Raw genomic sequence first — 19,500 nt, forward strand, 5'->3', positions numbered from 1 at the left:
AAGGACCTCGAGCAACAGTCAAGAGTTGTGGATGGGGTCTTCCGGCGCGGTGATCTCGGCGGCCGCGAGCCGGGCGTTTTCGCGCACCTTCGGGGCGGTATTGGGGGACAACGGCGCGGCGGTAGCCGCCAGTGTGACAACATCAACGCATGGGCATCTTCGACGCCATCGCGCGTGGCCTCGGTAGCCTCCGCCCGCTGTCCGACGCGGAACTCGAAGACGAGCGCGAGGCGCTGCGACAGCGTTACGTATCTAGCGGGGATGTCAACGAGGCGGACAAACTCTACGACGAGCTGCACCGATACGACGAAGAGATGACGCGCCGTGCAAACGAGGCCTATGCCCGCGAGAACCCGAACCCACCAGAGCCCAGGCATCGCGAGCACGGGTGGTACCTGCCGAACGACGACTAGGCGGGCGTCTTCAGGCGGCGAGTAGGCGCTTCTGCACACTGATCGCCCTGGCCGAGGGCCTGCGGGAGTCGACCGAGTCGTGGGCCGACCTGCTGCGCGACTGCCGCCGACGCGGCATGCGCGCCCCTCAAGGGCCGGGAGGCTTGGAGGCTGCTGAGGCTGTTTGGGCTGGCCCCGGAGCATCTGCGGCAATCAGCCGGCTGTTCTCGACCATCAGCCGCTGGTTGACATTGCGGAGTGCCTGCATGGCGGTCTCAGCTTGGCGGCCGGCCGCGAGTGCCGTGTCTCGTTGCTCGCGCAGTTCCTCCATCTCCGTGTCGCGCATGGAACGGGCGTCCAGGCCGTCGCGGAGGCGGGCGCCCAGTTCGCGGGCGCGTAGCGTACGCAGCTCGTTCTGGACTTCGTGAAGGGTCCGTTGCAGGGCGGTGTTCTGTTCCAGGAGCATGCGGTTCTCGACTTCGAGGGCTGCCTCCTTGCGAGCGGTCGCCGCTGCCGCCGCCCGCGGCCCATCTTGGGCAAGGTTGGCACGGACGGTCTCGGCTTCCGCCTTGAGGTCGCGGTGGCGTTGAAGGTACTGCGGATTGACGGCAGCCCGCCGGGTGATCTCCGCGTCGGAGAGGACCTGGCGGCTCTTGCGCATCGCGGCCAGGACGTCAAGGACCCGCTGTCGGCACTGTTCGCTGTCGGCACGGCGCCGTTGCACGGCGGCCGCCCTGCCAGCATCGAGGACCTCGACCCGAGCGGCGGGGATCGTCGCCTGGCCAGGCTTCTTGCGTGGGGCGGCCGGGCGCGTCATCCGGTCGTCCGTTCGGTGACGATCGGGTCGACTGTCGGCTCGTCCAGACGCTGGCGTCCGGCCAGAACCGCCGCTACAGGGATGACTGTGAGGAACCGGTCCCTGGTGTGGAGCCAGGACTCCACCGTGGTCCGTTCCTCGAGGGTGAGGGAGCCGATGTCGGCTTCGCATTTACCGACGAGCTCGTCGATCTGCTGGATCTCCCTGCGCAGCAGCTCCAGGTTCGCCGCGCTCAAGGAGCCCGCGGTGAGTACGGTGCCGTAGGCGCTCTCCAGCGCGGCGAGCTGTTCCGCCTTCCCGGCGCGTAATTGGCGCAGCTCGGGCAGGTGGGTGAAGTCGGTGGTGTAGAAGGTGCAGGAGAAGCAGCGGTTGTACACCGGGCAGCCGTGCCCGTCGGCGCGGACGTTGTTCATCTCGTGGCAGCGTCCCGCGGGGACGGGCACCGAGCCGACGCCCGCGCGGATCCGGTCGGCCATATCGTCGTCGGGGGTGCGGGCGCGGATCCGGCCGCCGGTGAGGTCGAACTGGTACTTGGCGGCGATGGCGCGCACCGCTTCCACCCGCCGGGGGTGCGAGGGCCGGTAGTAGACCTGGGTGGTGGAGGGGTCCTGGTGGGCCATGAGGACTTGCAGGATGTCGAGCGGAACGCCGGCATCTGCGCGGAGCTGGGCGTAGGTGTGCCGGAAGGCGTAGGGGAACACCCGTGCCGGGTCGAAGGGCTTGCCGTGTTCGTCGGTCACGGCGAACTGGTCGAGCCAGGTCTGAAGCCAGTAGCCGATCGTGCTGCTGTCGTACGGCCGCTCGCCGAGCGCGTTGGCACGCGACCGGCGAGGAGTGGGGAACAGCACCATGCGGGCGGAGCGGGGCCGGCCGTCTTCGTCGAACAGGTGCGGGGATTTTTGCCGCAGATGGTCCTGCTGGCGGGTGATGACCTCGGCGTCGCTGGGATGGAGCGGGAGTTTGTGCCGTCGGCGGACCTTCTGCATCCAGTACGCGAGGAAGGGGTAGGACCGGCGGCGCACAGTCCCGTCCGGGTCCTCCACGTGGATGTCGTGCCACTGCAGGCAGTCGAACTCCAGGTGGCGGAGTTCCCAGGGCCGCCGGCCCACGCGCATGGCCAGCTCCACGCAGTTGCGGCGGGTCCCGGCTGGCAGCAGGGCGAGGTGGCGCTCGTCCATGAGCTGGAGGAAGACCTGCTCGGGCAAGGCGTCCTGAGAGCGGCCCTCCAGCTCGCTGGCCGTGTCGTCCTTCTCCGGGTACGGCGGCACGTCCATCTCCAGCAGATGGACATCCGCAACATGATTGTCCGCGAGCCACGCCCGGCCGTGTTCGAGGACCTCACGCAGCGTCTTCACCAGCTCGTAGTGGCGCACCGGGGTGACCAGCAACGGTCCGGCGCTGCGGCGGGAGGGCAGGAGGCGCTCGGCGACGATCTGCCGGACTGGGTCGCCGTTGTTGAGGAGCTGGTAGTCGCTGGTGTCGCGGGCTCGATGAGTCAGCCAGCGCAGGTAGGCGAGGATGCCGTCCCGGCCGACGTCGCCCGGCCTTCGGCCCTCGCCGGGCAGGGTGCGAAGGAACATCGCGAACCACCGGGCCGCGAAGCCGACGAGCATCAACCGTGCCGAGGAGGCGCCGCCGGAGGCGAGGCGCAGGAGGTACTGCTGGGCGAGGTGCGTGACCCAGGGAGCGTGGACGTCCCGCAGATCGACGCTCCCGCGCTCGTAGCGGGGGTTGAGGATGTGCAGCCTGACCAAGGTCCGGGTGTGCTCGATGGTCGGGTCGGCCTCCAGGAGCGGCAGGGTCCGCTGCCACAGCCGCAGGTACGTCGTCTTTGCGCCCTTGGCCGGCAGTTCCGCGGTGGCCAGGTCATCGACCGCGTTGTCGCACAACCAGCGCACCGCCGACTTGACCTGGGCGGGGTTGGTCCGGCCGCCCTGACGCAGCTGGGCCTCGTAGCCGCGCAGCACCTGCACCACGACCGCCGGAGCAAGATCGACGAGCGGGACCACGTCGACGGACGTATAGACCGCTGCTGCCGTCAGCGCCCACGCCTCGCGGTCGGGCGTCCCCGCGTTGGACCACTGCTTCTGGTGGGGCAGGCACAGCCGGCTCCGCCGCACCACGGCCATGCGCGGGCACACGCGGACCAGGCACTTCCCGAAGCCCGGACGAGGGGCGCGGCCCCGGGCGAGGTACTCCTCGACGGTCACCCGGAGCATCCGGCGCTCGGAGGCGCAGCTCTTGCACAGGCCGTGGACCTCGGCGGCACGGTCGCAGCCCACCCGGCACCGGTGCTCGGCGTAGGTGCGGCGGGCGAGCGGCACGGGCGCGCTCGCACACCAGCTGTCGATGTCGCCGGGGGCGCCGGCCTCTCGCCAGTCGGACGCGCAGCGGTGGCACAGCCACGGCCAGCTCGTAGCTGGCCGGTCGCACCCGGTGTGCCGGCAGCGGCGCAGCGAGTGCCAGTCGGCGCCCAGAGGGAAGCGCAGCTGGAGCGGTGAGCGGTCGAGGCCGTGCCGGGCCAGGTAGTCCCAGTCCGGTTCCGACCCGGCCACGAGGGCTGGGGCGGGCAGAGACGCGGAAGTCGTCATGCTGGTCCGAAGATCTTGTCGCTCACAGCCCGGGCGGCGTGGGCGACCCGGGCGTCGGAGGGATTGCGGTAGACGTTCTGGCTGGCCACATCACGGTGGCCGAGCAGGCGCTGGAGGACGTCGCGCGCGACGTCGAGGTCGGCTGCGGTCTCGCCGAAGGTGTGCCGCAGCATGTGCGGATGGATGTGCCGAATGCCCGCGTCCCGGGCAAGATCCGACACAAGATCCTGCACCCGCCGTGTGCCGAGGACCTGCCCGCCCGGCTCTCCCGTGGGACCTGGGAACGACACGAAGGCCCAAGAGGCCCTGCCCGCCCTGGGGATGGTGAGGCGTTCGCGCATCCAGTCGGCGTAGAGCATCACCACAGGCTCGGGCACGGGAACAACAACGGTGCCGCGGTTCTTGTTCGCCGCCCCGCGCGGATGGCCATCACGCTTCTCCAGGTGCAGATGGGGACCCAGGTTGTAGGGACAGCCCGGGACGGTACTGCCGACCGGGACGAGGTGAATGTCCTCGCGCAGCAGGCCGACGACCTGGCCGACGCGCAGCGCGCACGCACCGAGCAGAGCGACTATGCAGCGGTCGCGGGCTGTCTTTGTGGCACGTAGGAGGGCGGCGAACTCCTCGTGGCTGGCGGCCGGTGCCCGGCCGGAAGCATGACTCGGCCGCGGATCGACGCGGATACGCGGCTCAAGTACCAGTTTTCCTACGGCCGGGTGCGGAGCGCTGACGAACAGGGCGTCGACCGCCTTCGCGCTGATCCGGCGGAGGTCGGCCAAGTGCTGGTAAAAGCCATGGATTGCCGCCAGGGCGGGGGCGAGCGTGGAGTCCTGTGGCAGCTGCCCCTGGCTGCGGCCACTCGTCAGCCGGGGCGTGGTCCGCAGCTTCATCAGGTAGTGCGGGAGCTCGGCGGCCGCGTGCTCCCGCGACAGGCCTTGTTCGTCGCACCAGGCGTGGAAGCGCTTGAGGTGACCTGCGTACGCCTTTGTGGTCGATTCCGCGCGGGCCCGGCCGAAGCGCAGGTGGCAGAGGAAGCCGTCCACGTCCTCGACGACCCTCAAGGTGGGCCCTGCAAGAACCGTCCAGTAGGCCAGCGTGTCAGTGACCTCGACCCGCAGGATCTCGGCGGTCGGCCCGTCCGCAGCGAACACAAGCGGAATGTAGCAGCTCGATCACTCAACGACATAACCGGTGTTGGAGCCGTGCGCGAGTGCACCAAGGGGCACATGGATGATTCGACTCACTGGACCGCTCGCCCGCGAACGGAACGAGTCAGTCGACGCTCAGACGCGGTTCATAGAAGGCTCCAGGTGCGGGAAGGCGCCCGTGAGAACACGGGGGTTCATGGGGCTGGCCAGCACCAGGACGCCCACCAACGGCAGTCCCTCGACCGCGAGGTCGCCGGCACCCAGCGGCGCCTCCTGGTCGAGGAGTCCGTAGGGGTGGTGCAGGACGGCGGGCCAGCCGGACAGGTAGTGGTGCCGCTGCACGAAGGCCTTCGCGGTGGCCTCCGGGATGGCGGTCACCGCGTAGCGCTGGGCTCGGAACCCGCCTTCGGAGACGTGGCGCCACGTTGGGGCTCCGTAGCGCCACCGCTGGGTGAAACCGCGGGGGTCGCCGAGCTGCATGGCCCGCAGGTCGGCGGGCCGCGGCGTGATGATCGAAGTCATGGGCACCTGCGCTGGGCGTCGGTGATGTGGTCGAGCAGGTCCTGGCGCCACCACAGGGCGTGGCGCATGCAGTTGTTCTCGCGCTGGTGGGACTCACTGCATCCGCGCTCGTGGCGGCCGCCGTAGGACCAGGCGAGGCTGTCGGCCGAGACCACGCTCTTGTGTGCGATCTTCAGCCCGGCCTTCTTGAAGCCGAACGCGTGGATGCGGATGCCGGCCCGCGCGAGGTCCGCCAGCAGCATCACGGGCAGGTCCAGGCGTGGGCGGCGGCAGATGCTTCCGACGCCGACGAGCGGTTCCTTCGTCAGGTCCACTCCGGCCTTGTCGAACATGTCGACGCACTGGAAGTAGCTGACGGACGTCCACCCCTGGATCACGGGGATGATCGGCAAGTCGGGAGCGAGCGAGCGCAGTTCGACGAAGTTCGCGACGGTCAGCTCGAGATGCTGCTTCAACGTCTTGCCCGTCTTGCGGAGCACATCCCATTCGCACATCCAGTCCTGCTGGGCGGCGGCGTGGAGCTGGCCCACCTCCTCGTGGTAACGGCGGACCGCCGCCGCGTAGGTGCGGGCGTCCTGGCGCCACCCTCCGTGGAGCGAAAGCTCGCTGAATCCCCCGCTGTCGAGGAACCATCTGTGCCGGGCGCGTGGCAGGGCCCGCCGGCCTGTGAGGCGGCGGTGTGAGACACACAGGGGGACGTCGGCCGTCTCGAGCCAGGCCGGGTGGTGGGCGCCCAGGAAGAACTCGAAGGGTGGTGCGGGCGGTGGTGCGGTGGTGGTCACGGCGTGCGGTCTTCCGATGGAATCGGGGCGGACGGGTCGGGATCGGGCCAGGGCGCGGGCAGGGTGGGGTCGTCGTCGCGCTCGCGGACCTTGTCCAGGGCGCCGGCGGCCCGGAGGCGGGGGACGTGCAGTTCGGCGGCCTCGTGGCCGCTGGGCCTGCGGCAGCGTCGGCCCGCAGGCGCCGCGCACCCGGGGCAGTCCATCGACAGGGGGCAGGTGTAGCCGTCGACCAGACCACCGCAGCGGCACGGTGCCCCGAGCGGTGTCCCAGCCCGGTCGATGAGAATGCCGCTCGCCAGAAGGGCCTGAAGCTCGGACAGGAGAGCGGGACGGGGGACCGGCTGGGTCAGGGCCGCGTCCGGGCGGTTCACGCCGGACACCAGGTGCCCTCGCAGAAGTCTGCGCCCCTGGGCCACAGCCAGGTGATGCCGAGCCTGCTCAGCAGCCCCGTCAGGTCGCTGTCCGGGGGCTTGGGCACCAGAAGGGTCTTGGTGAGGGTGTCGCCGAACAGTCCGCCCAGGTCGAGGAGTTCGCCGATGGCTTCCTGGAGGGCCGGGCGGCTGGTGGTGCCCCGGGCGACGACAAGCCGGCCCGAGGAGAGATCGACCAGGTCGACGGCCAGGGGGTGCGGCTCACCGGTCATCTTCAGGGTGCATCGGCTCAGTTCGTGCCCGGCCGCCAGGAGGTGGTCACGCAAGGCGCAGAGCAGCAGCTCCGCCGCCGCGTCCTGCGGCGCCGGCTCGACTCCTGGGTGGGGGCGGAAAGGGTGGGAGAGGGGAACGGGGGCGACGCGGGCATGGGCCGAGCGCGGCCCCAGGGGGAGGAGTGGAGCGGGCTGAGACGGCAGAGCCGGATCGTGCATGGCGGACCAATCGGGGTGATGACGTGGGGTGGGGCGGGCCCGGCCAGTGAGTCCTGGCCGGGCGAGGGGTCAGTCTGAGATCAGACGCATGCGCTGGGCTTGGGCATCCCACCGGCACTCGGTGTAGAGCCGGTTGAAGTCAGGCATGGCGTCCGGGTGGTCGGCCGGGCATGGCTCCCAGCCGCTGGAGCCCAGTCGCGCGTAGAACCCGTACTCGTGGCACTCGGCCTCGCCGGGCAGGCGTCCGGTCCACGGCGTCCTGCACCGGTCGGTGAAGTGGCCGCAGCCGGAGCGCTGCAACCCGGTGAAGGCGCACCGGGCGAGGTCGCAGAGATCCGTGTGCAGTGATCCGGCCGTCACGTAGCAGCTCGGGCAGGGCCCGTCGGCGGACTGGGTGTCCGCGGCGACGTTGACCAAGTGCTGCAGCCGGGCGCCGATCCAGGCCTCCTTGTACGCCACGAAGGTCTTGACGGTCTCGTCGGTCAGGCCGAGCGGGCCCGTGACCGTGATCTCCCCGGTGTCCGTGACGGCGAGTTGGGTGTCGGTGTAGCTGGTGCTGGTGATGACGGTAATGCTGAACGAGCCGCTGGTGAGCGTGCGGCGGGCGAGTGTCACGGGAGGGCATTCCTCTGGGCGGGGCGGGGCAGTCGTGGGGCGATGGGAGCGGAGGGGCGCGAACTTCGCGGTGCGGGGTTCGTCGGCTGGCCGGGAGCGCCCCCGGCGGCTGCTCGGGGCGGTGCTCCCGTGCCCCGCGCGACCACTCGCAATGACATCGAAGTAAATCCAGTTATGCGACGTCGTCCGGGTGGATGGTGTGGTGCGCGGCCTCGGCGACCAGCGTGCCGAGGCCTGTGCGGAACGGGGTGCCGTCTCCGGGGACGGGGTTTCCCTGTTCATCGCGGAACTCGACGAGCAGAAGCCGCGCCAGGGTCTGCTGAGTCGGCCACGGCACTCCTCGGGCGAGCCGCCCGTCAGGCCCGATCTCTTCCGTCAGGGCCTTGATCTGCCCCCTGTTGAGGGCGGCGCGACGGCCTGCCGCGGTGATGATGAACGGGCGGGAGTCGTCGGCACAGTTCAGGTCCTCGAGGGCGGCTTGGCCGTCGAGAACGAAGCCGTCGGTGTCGTTGCGGTAGGCGTACTTCTCCGTGACGAACAGGCGCAGCATCCTCGGGCCCACCTTGGGCAGGTGGCCGTCGGGGTGCACGGAGGCCGTCCGCAGACGGGCGACGGCCGTTGCGGTCAGCGTGGTGGAAGGCATGAAAGCTCCCGGATGTCGGGGTGGAACGAGGGGTGATCCTTCAGCGGAGGGTGAGCCGGGGGGCGTAGTGTCGGCCGATGTCGCCGCACGGGATCTCAGCGCCCGCGCGCCGGGCCTGGTTCAAAAGGCCTTTCAGGGTCCGCTTCTTGGAGTCCGCGTGCGCACCGAAGTATGGCCGTGTGATGCGCTTGGGCAGCCGGTCCAGCGGCCACTCCCACACGAGGTGGTGGGGGTACTTCGGGTTCCGCTGCCGGTCCAAGGGGCCGATCGTCCGGCGGCCCTCCGCCGTGTAGACGAACAGGGAGTTGGCACAGAGGAACTTGCCCTCGGGGAAGAGCTCCGCCACCACGGCACAGATCGCGTCGAGAACCTCGGGGGTGGTCTCCTTGAGAGCGGCCCGGGCGGCGTCCATCTTGCTGATGGCATCTGTTTCTGGGGTGTTCACGGGTCTCCCGGGGATGTCGGCTCTGGGCAGTGGGTGCCGTCACGTGTGGCGGGGGCAGCCGCCCGGGCACTCACCAGCGTTACCCACACAATACATCCGTAAATCCAGTTATGCAATCTCCGGGGGTAGTGTCCGACATCCCTGGCCTCTGACTGGTCGTCGGCCAGGACGTCGGGACCGGGCCGACCATCGTCGTCCCCGTTACCTGGCCGCCCGCCGGCCCGAGCACCCTCCGCAGCGCGAACCGGGTCAGCTCTCCGGCGGAGTTGGTATGGCCAGCTGTCCGGGTTCTCCGACAGGGCATCCGTCACAGTGAGGGGCGGCCCGCCGTGGGCAGGCGCCGGCGGCGCCTGCCGCTCGCTCCCTCGGGCGGTCAGCCGCCGTCCTTCTGCCGCCGGAAGGGGGCGGATCCGCTGCGCTGAACCCAGGGCGTCTTCGTACGTGCCGGGTAGATCAGGCGACTAGGCCGTACAGCGCAGCTTGACGGGCGCGGTACTTCGTCGTCATCGCCCGCCCGACATGCGCCGCCATCGCCGTACCTGCCGGCGGCCGCGCGGCGGGTCCCTCGGCCGCCTCCAGGGCTTCGGCGCGTCGGATGATCTCCCGCATCGACAGGCCCTTCTTGAAGTCGGCACCGATCTTGGCCTCTGTCCGGGCGAACGCCGCGGCGAGCTCCGGCACGCGTCGCGCTCCGTTCACGAGGTCGCTGTTGCATCCGAGGACACAAAAAACGCAGCTCAGGCGCCGGTTTCCCCAGTCGTAGGCCGGGTGGTACGGCAGGCGGGAACGGGCGATCTCCCGCCAAACTCTCCGGTCGTTCCACGTGTGAATAGGCCGCCATGTCGTGATGTGCCGGCGCCCGTTGCTCGCCCCGCGGTCGATCTCCACCTCGGCGAGCTTCGCCCGCTGGGTGCTTTCGGCCGCGCGCTGCCCGATGCACGCCAAGATCCGCACGGGACGCCCCAGGTGCGCGAGCTCGTTGGTGAGCCGGGTGTAAAGGGTCCGGATCGGCCCCCGCTTTTCACCGCTCGTGCACCAGCGCGCCGAACTCGACGGCCAGGCCGGCGCGACCTTCGCCTGCGCCGGGTCCTCGCCGCGCTCGAGAGCTTCCTCCTCCGCCTTCGCTTTCAGTTTTCTGTGGCGGGTTTCGACCCGGTCGAGGAAGTCGACGCCGGAGGTCACCACCTCGAACCGTCGGACCCCGCAGAGGCGGGCCTGCAGCTCGGCGAGCTCGCGGGTGCCTTCCCACTCGGCCCGGCCCAGGTCCGCGTGCACGACGACGACCTTGTCCAGCATTCCCAGAGCCTTCGCGCGGCGGACGACATAGGAGAGCATGGCCTGGCTGTCCTTGCCGCCGGAGGACGACACGACCACCCAGTCCGCGTCCCGGATCAGCTCATCGGGAACGGTCGTCGACGGCGTGAACGGCACGGAGGGGTGCACGGCCCGCTTGCGCTTCCGCTTGGGCTTGGGCTTGGGCTTCGGAACGACCAGGACGGCCGCGGGGACCTCCTGCGGGTCCTCGAGGCCGCGGAGGCTGAAGAGGGCGTCGGTATGCATAGCGGGGCGTCCTTGAGGGTCGGTGTGCAGCGGGCAGGGGGCGGCCCGGGCCGTGCCCCGGGAGCCGGTGGTCGAGCCCGTAGTGGGGTGGGAGGGGTGACCGCCTCAGACCGGGGAATGTCGAAGGCATGGCACCGGAACGGCAGCTCCGGTGCCGTCTGGACGAGGCCACGGGCAGCCCCGGAGCTGCCGTGTCAGCCCGCAGTCGTCACGACCCGCCGTCCTGCGCGGCGGCCTGGGGCCCGCAGCCCGGCTCCCACGAGAGGTGGATGACTGCCGGACGCTCACCGGGTTCGTACGCGAAGTGCCACCTCAGACCGGCCTCGTCCGTGGCACGCCGACGGCCTGCGTGGTTCGACGGGGGGTCGGGCTGTACGTGGGTGCTGCGGCTGTACGCGGCCTCGACCACCTTCTTCCCCGTCGAGCGGGTGAACTCCGTGCCGAGTACGTCCCGGGCGAAGCGGCGCAGCACCAGGGTGGTGAAGCGGACCGGGAGGTCGTCTTGCAGCGCGAGGACCCAGCGCTTGTCCCTGCGGTGGCCGCTTCGGCTTCGGCTTCGGCTTGGCACACCGGCCTTGACCTGGCCGTAGGTCCGGTCGCGGTGCGCGGTGCTGTAGCCGAGGACGCGGTTCGCATCAGCGGAGAGCAGGATGGAGAACCCTTCTTGGGCCAGCAGCCGCCAGGCACCGCCCTCGACGCGCTGATGCGTGCCGGTGGCGATGAGGTTTTCCAGCAGCGAGCGGATCTCCGCTTCCGCCGTCGCGCCGTCGCCCCCGTGCGTGGCGCAGTACCGCTCGATCGCCGAGCGGGTCACACCGAGCTGCGGATCGTGCGCTTCGTCGGAGGTCAGAGGCAGTCGATCCGTGGCGGCCGTGACCGGCTCGCGCGTGGAGGGAGCGGTCGGGCACGGGACTACCGGGTCGGCGGGCTTCTGTGGGCGCCGGAAGCCGGCGCACGTGCCGCACCACCCGTCGGCGCGCCGTGTCGGCTGGTGGCAGCGGCTCCCGCCCCGCTCGTAACGGGAGCAGCGACTGTTGCTCGTGAGAGCCGCCAGGGAGGAGGGGTTCGGTCGGTTGTGCATGCGTGGTCCTTGCGGGCGGAAGGCAGATCGAAGGGGGACGGCGCCCCTATCCGGCGAGTCGGACGTCGAGGCTGAACACCAGGTGATCCGGCGGCAGTTCGTCGAGGTAGCGGTTGGCCAGATCCAGGTAGCGCGTACTGCCGGTCTCGGCGTCGTCGTCGGCGTTGATGAAGGACGGGTTGATGTGGAGGGTGCCGTCGACCGTCAGGAGAAGGTCGCCGGGAACGGCCCGCTGCCGGGCGCGTTCGACGAACGCATCGTGGTCCAGCGCGACCAGGGCGGCAGTATCGGCTTTCCGGCGGTGCGACCGGGGCGCGTCAAGGTCGGTGAGGACCTGGAGTTGCGGTTGGGCGCGGAACTCCTGCAGTGCCCGGCCGGGGTCCTGCGGATGGCGTTGGTGGAAGGAGCTGAGGGGGACGGCCGGGGGCAGGGTGGCCGTGGCGTTCGTCCACGCACGGTGGAGCCGCGAGGCCTGCGCGGCACGGTGTGTGCGCATCGCGGGGAAGTCCAGCAAGTCTCGGCGGCCGCCGCTGCACGTGGGAAGGCGGGACTGGCGTGCCCGTGAGCTCTGGACGAGACTCCCGTCGCTCGGTGTGACGTCCGGGCGGACGGCGAGATGAGTGTCGTATCGCCCGTAGGCGGTCCAGGTGTAGAGGTCGTCGGGGTACGGCGCGATCGCCTCGTCGATCGCGTCCGCCCAGTCGTGCGGGTCGTTCAGGGGCGGGAGGCAGACGAGCGTATGGCGGGAGGTCATGCGGTTCCTGCATGGGTGAAGGGCAGCGGCCCGGCACACCGGGCGGCCGGTCGCTGCCGGTCGGTCGTGTTGCTGGGCCCGGTGTCACGGGAGCTGGAGGTAGAGCTCTTCGCCGGGGGCGAGGGAGCCGACTGCGGCATTGGTGAGCCCGCGGAGGATCGCTTCCGCCTGCGGCTTGAGGTCCTGCGGCACCGTGAGCTGTTCGATCCATTCGCGTCCGCGCCGGGACGCGAGCGGCAGATACAGCCCGTCTGCGCTGTAGCGGACCGGCTGCGGCTGGGACCGGGTCGGCTCGAACGCGACCGCGCGGACGACGAGCTGCCGGGCGTGGGCGTCTTCCCGCGCCTGGACCCCGGAGATGACCGGAGTGAGCAGCCGGGCGAGCTTCGCCAGTTCGAGCCGGGTGAGACGCTCGTGGGCGGCGACCAGGATCTCGTGGACGGCGTAGTCGTCCTGAAGGCGGCTGATCTGGTCGAGAACCGGACGGATATCGACGGCGCGGGACGTGGTGGTCATCGGCGGACCTTCCGTGGTGTGAGCGGCGGTGCCAGCGGGCAGCGTTCGGGGCCCGCTGGCACCCCCTGATACAGCATCACCCTACCGCAATAAATCCAATTACGCAATCTATCGGGGTGGGTGGAGACTGCTCAGGAACGCGTCCCGGCGGGCGATCGCCTCCTCGCGTTCCTGGTGCGCCTGCGTCAGGCCGCTGTCGCCGGCAAGTGCGTCCGCGCAGGCGATCAGCACATCGGTCCCCAGGCGCCACAACAGGCTGTTCGCGCCGAGTACAGCCGCCGTAAGCGGGTCGATCTCGACGCCGACCCACCGGTACTGCGCAGCGTCGCGACCCTGGTCATGCAGCAGCCGGGCCTGCGCGCGCCACATGGCGCCCGAGCCGGCCGCCGCCTCGCCGATGACCGTGCCCGGCGGAAGATCGTCGGCGAAGTACTCGACCATGTGATTGGTAACGACGTCGGGCGTGTGGAAGGCGCCGCGGCGGCTCTTCTCCCCGCGGTTGCTCAGCGCCTGCAGCAGCCGGCCCAGCAGATCGGTCGCCAGATAGCGCTTCGGATCGGCGCCGTACTCAAGGATGCCGCCCTTGAACAGATGGTGGGTCATCTCGGTCACGGCCTGCGCGGTCTGCTGAGGCGGATCGGCGAGCCACCGCCACAGCAGGCCGGCCCGCTCCACGAGATACGGCTGGCTCTGCCACAGGTGGGCCCACATCTGCCGGAGCACGACGATGAGGTCGTCCGGATCCAGAGCGGCGACGTCGTGGGCGAGTTCCGGGCTCTGCGCATCGGCCAGCGGGAGCAAAGCGAGCGCCGCTGTGGTGCCCAGGGGGACCTCCAGCGACGAGGAGGGCCACAGCGCCGTAATCGTGTCGATCAGGCGCCGGGCGTGCTCCTGGGGATCCTCGGGGAGGAACGCCCGTCGGGCGTGCGCGGACGGAAGCCAGGTCAGGTCACGCGGGCGGGTGGTCATCGTGTTCCTGTTCATGCGGCGCGGGCGGAGAAGAGGGTGTCGAGCTGGCGGAAGGCGTCGTGGGTGGCCTTGGCGAAGGCGGCGACGTCGCGGAGTCGGTCTCGGTGGGCCTGCATCTTCCGCTGGTGCGCGAAGGCCTGCTGGCTCAGGTCGCTGTGGGCCAGGGTGTTGCCCACCGCGACGACCGCCTTGGGGCCCAGGTCCCAGACGACGGTGTTCACCGCTGCTCCGGCGGCCGCGATCGGGTCGAGTTCCTGCATGACCCACTCGTGCTTGTGCGGATCCCCGCCGCGTTCGCGCATGGCCTGCACCATGGAGCGGAACATGCCGCCGGTACCCGCAGCCGGCTCGTTGAACGACTGCCCCCGCCCCGGCTCGGCATCGGCGTCTGATGCGCCGTCATAGAGGAGACGGGCCATCATGTCGGCGACCTCCGGAGGCGTGTGGTACTCACCCAGGCCGCGGCGCGAGCTGTGATGCCGCAGATTGGTGATGGTCCACGACATGAGGTCGATGTCCGAGCGGTAGTACGGATCCTTGTCGCCGGTGTACTGGAGTACGCCCGCGCGCAGTGCGGCCCGGGTGACGGCCGCGACGCCGCGCAGGGCCTGCTCGTCGAGGTCCTCCTCCGTCCAGCGGAAGATCGGTGCGGCCACATCCATGAGCTCGGGGCGCAGCATCCACGTGGCGGCGTACACCTCGGCGTAGCCCTTGGCAAGGACGCGAGGAGGCTGGGCGGCAAAGTAGCGGGAGAGCTGAGCGGCATGGAGCGCGCCCGGGGACTTGATGGGGCACAGGGCCAGGGCCGCGACCACGCCCGCTGGAATGTCCATACGGCTACTGCCGCAGCTGCGGTACCAGGCGTCGGCGACGGATTCTCCGAAGTCGGAGCCGCGCCGGCGTGTGATGGGGAAGGGCGGACAGTCGGTGGTGCCGGCGTGCCGGGCGCATCCCGGATCGCTGCAGTCGGCGGTGCCGTCGGGTTGCGCGTGGCCTGCTGGGGCGAGAGCCGCCGGTGCGGGCCGCTGGGCGGAGGCGAGGGCTGCGGTGAGGCGGGAGCCCAGGTCGGATGGTGCCATGGGTGAAGCTGACTTTCGTGCGCTGTGCTGATGGATCGTGCGGCCGGCGCTGCGTTTCAGCGCGGGTCGGCGGGAAGCCGGGTGGCGGGTGCGACCTTCGGCCATACGACGGTGTCGGGTTCCACGTGGGCGCGCTGGCTGCTGAACCGGCGCCGGGCTGCGAGTTCGGCGTCGTCCGCGCGGGCAGCCGTGGTCTCGTACGACGAAAGGCCGCTGGCATACAGCACGTTGTAGAGCGCGTCGTAGGCCGCGGCGTCCTCGTGCGGAGTGCGGTAGACGGCGAGCACGGCCATGCGATGGCCGTGGTCGGCGAAGGCGACCGTCCACGCGTCCGGGGCCGCCGGCGGGTATCCGCCGGCCTGCGCCCCGTCGAGGGCCCGGGCGAACTCCGCCGGGTCGGTGGTGGTGTGCTCTCGCCAGGGCAGGAAGCCGTGGCCCAGGGCGTAGCGGCCTTCGGCGTCGGGCCGGCAGCGTTCGAGGACCTTCGGAGGATCGCCGAGGCCGAGGATCTCGATGGCTTCGCCGGTGAACCGGAGGTTGAGGGCGATCGAGGCGTCCGACCGGAGTTCGGCTGCGATCCGGCCCGTCACCTCGCTGGTGAAGCGGGGCTGGATCATGCCGTCGTGCCGGTGGCCGAGGACTTCGGCCGGATACGGCCCGCAGTCCTTGAGGGTGACGGAGGAGGGGAACCATTCGGCCGGTCGGCCGGGAGGCTGGGTGTGCATGCTGCTGTGTTTCTGCGTCGGAGAAGCGCGCCGGGGGCGCGACTGGCGAGGCGGCGTTCAGATCCGGCAGCTCCAGAGGCGCCGTGGGTACGCGGCCAAGGATCTAGACATTACACCCCTAATTCCAATTATGCAATCTAGAGAGTGGTGCCGATCCACAGGAACCGGAACGCCGCCTTGAACTGCTCGTGACGGATCAGCGCGTCGGGCATGGCGCGCAGCAACCGGGCCCGGAACTCCGGCCCATGGGATCGACCCCGCGGGCGCGTCCCGTGGACCAGCTCGTGCACCAGGACGTACTCCAGCAGCGCCGGCGGGAGCTGGAAAACCGCCCAGTGCAGAGTCAGCCGGTGAGCGCGCTCCTGGTAGATGGCCCCGTTGCAGCGGCCGAGATTGCGCACCGCCAACTGCGGGAGCCGGCGCCGGGTCCGCATGCGCGACCAGTGCGCCGGCGCCTCGCCCTCCAGCCAGGCCCGGCCCGCCCGCGCGTACCAGTCGATGACTGGCTGCGCGCCGTGCCTCTCCAGGTCACCGCGGTAGACGACGAGCAGTCCCGTTCCGTCCTCCTGCTGCCGCATGCGGACCGCAACGGGAGTGTCGACCAGGTGCAGTCGGATGGTGCGGCCGAGCCAGAGCAGCTCACAGCCGTCCACCAGGCGCCTGTTCGGGTGCTGGGGCGCCCTCTTGGCCATCTGCCGGGCGTGGGCCTCCAGGCGCGGGGCGTTCTGGCGGACGAACTGCGTGATCTCGGCGGCCGTCGACGTCGGCAGGATGCGCACGACACGGCGCCCGTCCGGTCGCGTCGTCACTGCATGCGTGGTACGCCGATGTGACACCACGACGTCGAAGGTGCCGGAGGCGAGGATTCCGTCGGCTTCCAGGGCTGCGGTGACGCCTCGGATGAGGACCTCATCCGAGGCGGCGGTCGGGTTCATGAAAAGGAGCTCCTGTCGGTCGGTCCGGCGGGCGGGGCGCCGGCGCCCGGTGCCGGCACGCCCTGCCGGCACCGGGCGCCGGTGGCGTGCCAGCGGGGCAACGCGCGAGGCCCCGGCGGGAGCTGAGCTCGCCGCCAGGGCCATGCAATCGGGGAATGCTGGGGTTTGGGTCGGGCCGTGTTCCTCCGGTACGGATCGGGCCCGTGACGGACCCGGCCCGGCCCGGTCGGGGCGGTGCGGGGGCCGGGCGCCGCTGCCGATTACGCAGCGCCTCGTGATCCGTCGCCGCCTCCACTGACCATGGCGCGGACGTAGCCGTGCGCAGCCGTGGTGTCCTGCGGGTTGCCCAGGGCGGTGGCGAGGGCCGTGACCAGGGCGCGGAGCTGGTGGCTGAGACTGTCACGGGTGATCCAGTCCCAGGCCGCGTCGTGCCGTTCACGCAGCGGGAGGATCTGACGGGCCAGATCCTGCGCGATCTGGTCGCGGGCGGCCTCGCACAGGGCGTCGACCAGGGCGGCCGCCCGGGGTTCGGGCAGACCGCCGTCGGCAAGCCTTTCGATCATGTCGTGACGCTGGCTCTCCAGGTCGAATGCCTGTTGCCTCGCGCGACTTCGAGCGGAGGGATGCATGAGGTACCGGGCTTCTCTCTGGGTGGGCGGGGGCGCGTCCTTCTGCGTGGCCGGCTGTGTGTGGCGCCGCCCAGCGGTGGCTGCCCGGCGGAGGGCGTACCACCAGGCAGCCACCGCTCATGCGGCCATGCGTTCCAGGAGTGCGCGCGTGGCGTCGCTGCGGGTCGAGTCGAGGATCCGGAAGTACGTGTCCTCGTGCCGCCGGAAAGCCGCGTCGAGAGCCTCTTGCAAGTCCGTCTCGGCCAATTGCCCGAGCACTTGCCTCTGTTCGCTGCTCAAGTCGGGGGCGTCGTGCCAGTCGGCGCGCAACTCGGCGACCGTGATCGGATTCATGAGGTCTCTCGCGTGCCGTCGTTGGTCGGCGCCAGGGGCGCGGCCTCGAAGGCGACGCACGCCGGGGTCTCCTTGTGGAGGTCGGGACCGCCGTTCCGGCGGCCCGTGCCGATCACCAGAGCGCACTTCAAGTGCCGCGAGTCGTCGGCAAGTTTCTTCATCTGGAGATGAGCACAGCCTCCGCAGTGCTGTCCGGCCTGGAGCGGGCGCCGGGTCGCCGGGTGGATACCTGCGTCCAGGGCCTGTCGTATGAACCCGCGGCCGCGCCCGGTACGGCCCTCGGCCGAATCGGTGCGCTGCGTCGGGGCGCTCGCGGTGGTGGGCGAAATGGTCATGGCAGATCCTTGTAGCTACTGGGAGACGACGGCTGCGGGCGCTTCCGCCGCCGCGCCGCGGTGGTGACGGCTGCGAGCGCCATGGCGCTGACGATGGCGAGCCCGTACGCCGAGTGCATCGCGGCGCGCGCCAGGAAGTCGACGGTGACGGCTCCGTCGGCGAACCGTGCCGGGGTGATGCCGGTGGCCGCCTGAGCCGTCATGCCCGCCCCGGTGGCGGCGGCTGCCGTCACGGCCAGCCCATGGCCCGAGCGGCGTGAGGTGCCACGGCGCGCCTGGACAACTGTGCGCTCACGGGCTGGAAAAGGTACGGACATGGTTCTCCGGAAGTCGGGCGACCGGACGGCGCCTGGCCGTGTCGGTGGAACGCGGCGACCGCATCGGACTGCGGGTCACCGTCACAACACAAGCCTACCGCCATAAATCCAATTATGCAATCCAACGGGGATGGGTGAGGGCTTCCTTCAGCCGGTCCTCGGCAAGCCTGCGGCGAACGGCTTCGGCGATCGCCGACCACACCTTTCCCCGGGCCGGGTCCGCCGGGATCGCCGGCTCACCCTGAACCCCCCGGACCGTGATCACCGTGTCGCCCTGGGGTGGGCGTACGCGATGGCACAGGATGACCGTCGGCGTGCCGTGGCCAGGGATGTACGCCCCGGAGGTGTCAATGACCCACCGCATATCGAACTGGGGCAAATACTCGGTGACGAACTTGCGACCGAACTCCCGCTTCATGAACGCGTTCGAGGTCAGCTGCGCGACATGCCCGCCGGGGACCGCGAGGGAGAACATGAGTTCACAGAACGGCAGCGCCAGCGGGAACTTCCCTGCGGCCACACGCGGATACGCCTTGCGGATCAGATCGCGCTGCTGGGCGTCGGCCACCGTGATGTAGGGCGGGTTCCCGACGACGCAGTGATACTGGCCGCGCTCGAGCAGCGGCTCGCCGCGGTCCAGCAGGGAGTTCGCACAGGCCACTTGGACGGGCCACGAGTGCGGCAGCTGGTCGAGGCGGCCACGGAGAATCGAGGCGCTGGTGGCGAGCAGCCGGTACCGGGCGAGGAGCACCGCATAGGGGTCCAGGTCGACGCCGTGGACGGTCCGCAGAGCGCGCTCGATCGATGCCCGGGCGTCGATCGGTACCCCGTGCCCGCGGCCGCGGCGGCGGTAGACGCGGGCGGCGTGGAAGGCGCTGAGCAGGATGTGCCCCGTGCCGCAGGCCGGGTCGATCATGCGGACGTTCTGGGGGCCCACCTCGTCGGTCGCCGGCTCCAGCGAGAGCTCCAGGAGGAGTTCGGCGATCCACGGCGGAGTCTGGCACAGGGCTCTCGACCTGCGCGCGTCGTGCGACAGCGCCTGGTAGGCGTCCCCGAGCCGGTATCCGTCGACCCGGTTCGGCCCGTCGTCGATGGCAGCCCCTGCTCCCCAGAACTCGGCGAGGGCTGTCCAGGAAGCCGTATTGAGCGGTGAGGTCCAGAGCGGCACGACCTGCGGGTCGAGGAAACCGGCGAGCCCGGGGTGGGCGCCAGCCAGCTCGTCAAGGATCCGGCGTACGGCATCGGGTGAGGTCGGCGGCTCGGTTGTGGAGACCAGGCCGTGCCGGACGCAGTGGTGGGTGACTGCGGTCGCGTGGGCCCAGGAGACCGCAGTCGCGGTGCCGACGTCGTCGGCGAGGCGCTGGACGAGACGCTCATAGGCGCGGGCGGAGGGAGGGGTGCTGTTCACAGGGTTGTGGTCCAGGACTGGGAGCGAAGTGACATCAAGATC

The 19,500-nt window shown here is 70.5% G+C and carries 24 protein-coding genes; 1 reads left to right on the forward strand and 23 read right to left on the reverse strand.

Annotation, left to right across the window (positions count from 1 at the left end; all coding sequences use genetic code 11):
* Positions 1 to 149 precede the first annotated feature (149 nt).
* On the forward strand, positions 150 to 413 hold the full coding sequence (locus IG90_RS0127245; protein WP_030589949.1) for a hypothetical protein: 264 nt from the start codon (positions 150 to 152) through the stop codon (positions 411 to 413).
* 127 nt (positions 414 to 540) lie between these two features.
* Here the strand turns inward: IG90_RS0127245 and IG90_RS44945 are convergent, their stop codons facing one another.
* The 23 genes from IG90_RS44945 to IG90_RS0127360 all read right to left on the reverse strand — a co-directional run bounded on the left by IG90_RS44945 (position 541) and on the right by IG90_RS0127360 (position 19,458).
* Complete coding sequence (locus IG90_RS44945) at positions 541 to 1,209, reverse strand: hypothetical protein (RefSeq protein WP_030589952.1); 669 nt, start codon at positions 1,207 to 1,209, stop codon at positions 541 to 543.
* The gene (locus IG90_RS40835; RefSeq protein WP_078585423.1) at positions 1,206 to 3,800 is read right to left on the reverse strand and encodes a site-specific integrase; all 2,595 of its coding nucleotides are present in this window, start codon (positions 3,798 to 3,800) and stop codon (positions 1,206 to 1,208) included. Before IG90_RS40835 ends, IG90_RS44945 begins: the two co-directional genes overlap by 4 nt.
* Positions 3,797 to 4,951 carry a tyrosine-type recombinase/integrase gene (locus IG90_RS0127260; protein WP_030589958.1) on the reverse strand — a complete coding sequence of 385 codons (1,155 nt, stop codon included), beginning with the start codon at positions 4,949 to 4,951 and terminating at the stop codon, positions 3,797 to 3,799. The genes IG90_RS40835 and IG90_RS0127260 overlap by 4 nt, the downstream gene beginning before the upstream one ends.
* Before the next feature lie 132 nt (positions 4,952 to 5,083).
* Entirely contained in the window at positions 5,084 to 5,470 is a 387-nt protein-coding gene (locus IG90_RS0127265; RefSeq protein ID WP_030589961.1) for a hypothetical protein, read from the reverse strand.
* Entirely contained in the window at positions 5,467 to 6,252 is a 786-nt protein-coding gene (locus tag IG90_RS0127270) for a deazapurine DNA modification protein DpdA family protein (protein ID WP_007490763.1), read from the reverse strand. Before IG90_RS0127270 ends, IG90_RS0127265 begins: the two co-directional genes overlap by 4 nt.
* On the reverse strand, positions 6,249 to 6,623 hold the full coding sequence (locus IG90_RS0127275; RefSeq protein ID WP_030589964.1) for a hypothetical protein: 375 nt from the start codon (positions 6,621 to 6,623) through the stop codon (positions 6,249 to 6,251). The genes IG90_RS0127270 and IG90_RS0127275 overlap by 4 nt, the downstream gene beginning before the upstream one ends.
* Positions 6,620 to 6,949 carry a hypothetical protein gene (locus IG90_RS39800; protein ID WP_030589967.1) on the reverse strand — a complete coding sequence of 110 codons (330 nt, stop codon included), beginning with the start codon at positions 6,947 to 6,949 and terminating at the stop codon, positions 6,620 to 6,622. Before IG90_RS39800 ends, IG90_RS0127275 begins: the two co-directional genes overlap by 4 nt.
* Before the next feature lie 234 nt (positions 6,950 to 7,183).
* Complete coding sequence (locus IG90_RS40840; RefSeq protein WP_051860270.1) at positions 7,184 to 7,729, reverse strand: DUF45 domain-containing protein; 546 nt, start codon at positions 7,727 to 7,729, stop codon at positions 7,184 to 7,186.
* A 172-nt stretch (positions 7,730 to 7,901) separates the two neighbouring features.
* Positions 7,902 to 8,372: a hypothetical protein gene (locus tag IG90_RS0127290; protein ID WP_051860269.1), complete on the reverse strand. Its 471-nt coding sequence runs from the start codon at positions 8,370 to 8,372 to the stop codon at positions 7,902 to 7,904.
* A gap of 40 nt (positions 8,373 to 8,412) precedes the next feature.
* Positions 8,413 to 8,817, reverse strand: a complete 405-nt coding sequence (locus IG90_RS0127295) for a hypothetical protein (RefSeq protein ID WP_157846355.1) — start codon at positions 8,815 to 8,817, stop codon at positions 8,413 to 8,415.
* A 453-nt stretch (positions 8,818 to 9,270) separates the two neighbouring features.
* A complete protein-coding gene (locus IG90_RS0127300) occupies positions 9,271 to 10,248 on the reverse strand; it encodes a phosphoadenosine phosphosulfate reductase domain-containing protein (RefSeq protein ID WP_209443573.1) in 978 nt (325 codons plus the stop codon).
* A 337-nt stretch (positions 10,249 to 10,585) separates the two neighbouring features.
* A complete protein-coding gene (locus IG90_RS0127305) occupies positions 10,586 to 11,191 on the reverse strand; it encodes a hypothetical protein (protein ID WP_157846354.1) in 606 nt (201 codons plus the stop codon).
* 313 nt (positions 11,192 to 11,504) lie between these two features.
* Complete coding sequence (locus IG90_RS0127310; RefSeq protein ID WP_030589987.1) at positions 11,505 to 12,212, reverse strand: hypothetical protein; 708 nt, start codon at positions 12,210 to 12,212, stop codon at positions 11,505 to 11,507.
* 84 nt (positions 12,213 to 12,296) lie between these two features.
* Positions 12,297 to 12,728, reverse strand: coding sequence for a hypothetical protein (locus tag IG90_RS0127315; protein ID WP_030589990.1), 432 nt, complete (start codon positions 12,726 to 12,728; stop codon positions 12,297 to 12,299).
* 108 nt (positions 12,729 to 12,836) lie between these two features.
* The gene (locus tag IG90_RS0127320; protein ID WP_030589993.1) at positions 12,837 to 13,697 is read right to left on the reverse strand and encodes an N-6 DNA methylase; all 861 of its coding nucleotides are present in this window, start codon (positions 13,695 to 13,697) and stop codon (positions 12,837 to 12,839) included.
* Between the two features lie 11 nt (positions 13,698 to 13,708).
* A complete protein-coding gene (locus IG90_RS46165) occupies positions 13,709 to 14,776 on the reverse strand; it encodes an N-6 DNA methylase (protein ID WP_051860267.1) in 1,068 nt (355 codons plus the stop codon).
* A 56-nt stretch (positions 14,777 to 14,832) separates the two neighbouring features.
* A complete protein-coding gene (locus IG90_RS0127330; protein ID WP_030590000.1) occupies positions 14,833 to 15,501 on the reverse strand; it encodes a hypothetical protein in 669 nt (222 codons plus the stop codon).
* Positions 15,502 to 15,638: 137 nt separating this feature from the next.
* The gene (locus IG90_RS40845) at positions 15,639 to 16,436 is read right to left on the reverse strand and encodes a M48 family metallopeptidase (protein ID WP_051860266.1); all 798 of its coding nucleotides are present in this window, start codon (positions 16,434 to 16,436) and stop codon (positions 15,639 to 15,641) included.
* Between the two features lie 260 nt (positions 16,437 to 16,696).
* Entirely contained in the window at positions 16,697 to 16,999 is a 303-nt protein-coding gene (locus IG90_RS0127340; protein WP_007490788.1) for a hypothetical protein, read from the reverse strand.
* 183 nt (positions 17,000 to 17,182) lie between these two features.
* Positions 17,183 to 17,398, reverse strand: a complete 216-nt coding sequence (locus tag IG90_RS0127345; RefSeq protein ID WP_030590006.1) for a hypothetical protein — start codon at positions 17,396 to 17,398, stop codon at positions 17,183 to 17,185.
* Entirely contained in the window at positions 17,395 to 17,733 is a 339-nt protein-coding gene (locus IG90_RS0127350) for a hypothetical protein (protein WP_030590007.1), read from the reverse strand. The genes IG90_RS0127345 and IG90_RS0127350 overlap by 4 nt, the downstream gene beginning before the upstream one ends.
* Entirely contained in the window at positions 17,730 to 17,966 is a 237-nt protein-coding gene (locus IG90_RS0127355; RefSeq protein ID WP_030590010.1) for a hypothetical protein, read from the reverse strand. The genes IG90_RS0127350 and IG90_RS0127355 overlap by 4 nt, the downstream gene beginning before the upstream one ends.
* 196 nt (positions 17,967 to 18,162) lie before the next feature.
* Positions 18,163 to 19,458: an Eco57I restriction-modification methylase domain-containing protein gene (locus tag IG90_RS0127360; protein ID WP_030590013.1), complete on the reverse strand. Its 1,296-nt coding sequence runs from the start codon at positions 19,456 to 19,458 to the stop codon at positions 18,163 to 18,165.
* Positions 19,459 to 19,500 lie beyond the last annotated feature (42 nt).

The organism is Streptomyces anulatus, assembly GCF_000721175.1.
Taxonomy (GTDB): domain Bacteria; phylum Actinomycetota; class Actinomycetes; order Streptomycetales; family Streptomycetaceae; genus Streptomyces; species Streptomyces anulatus_C.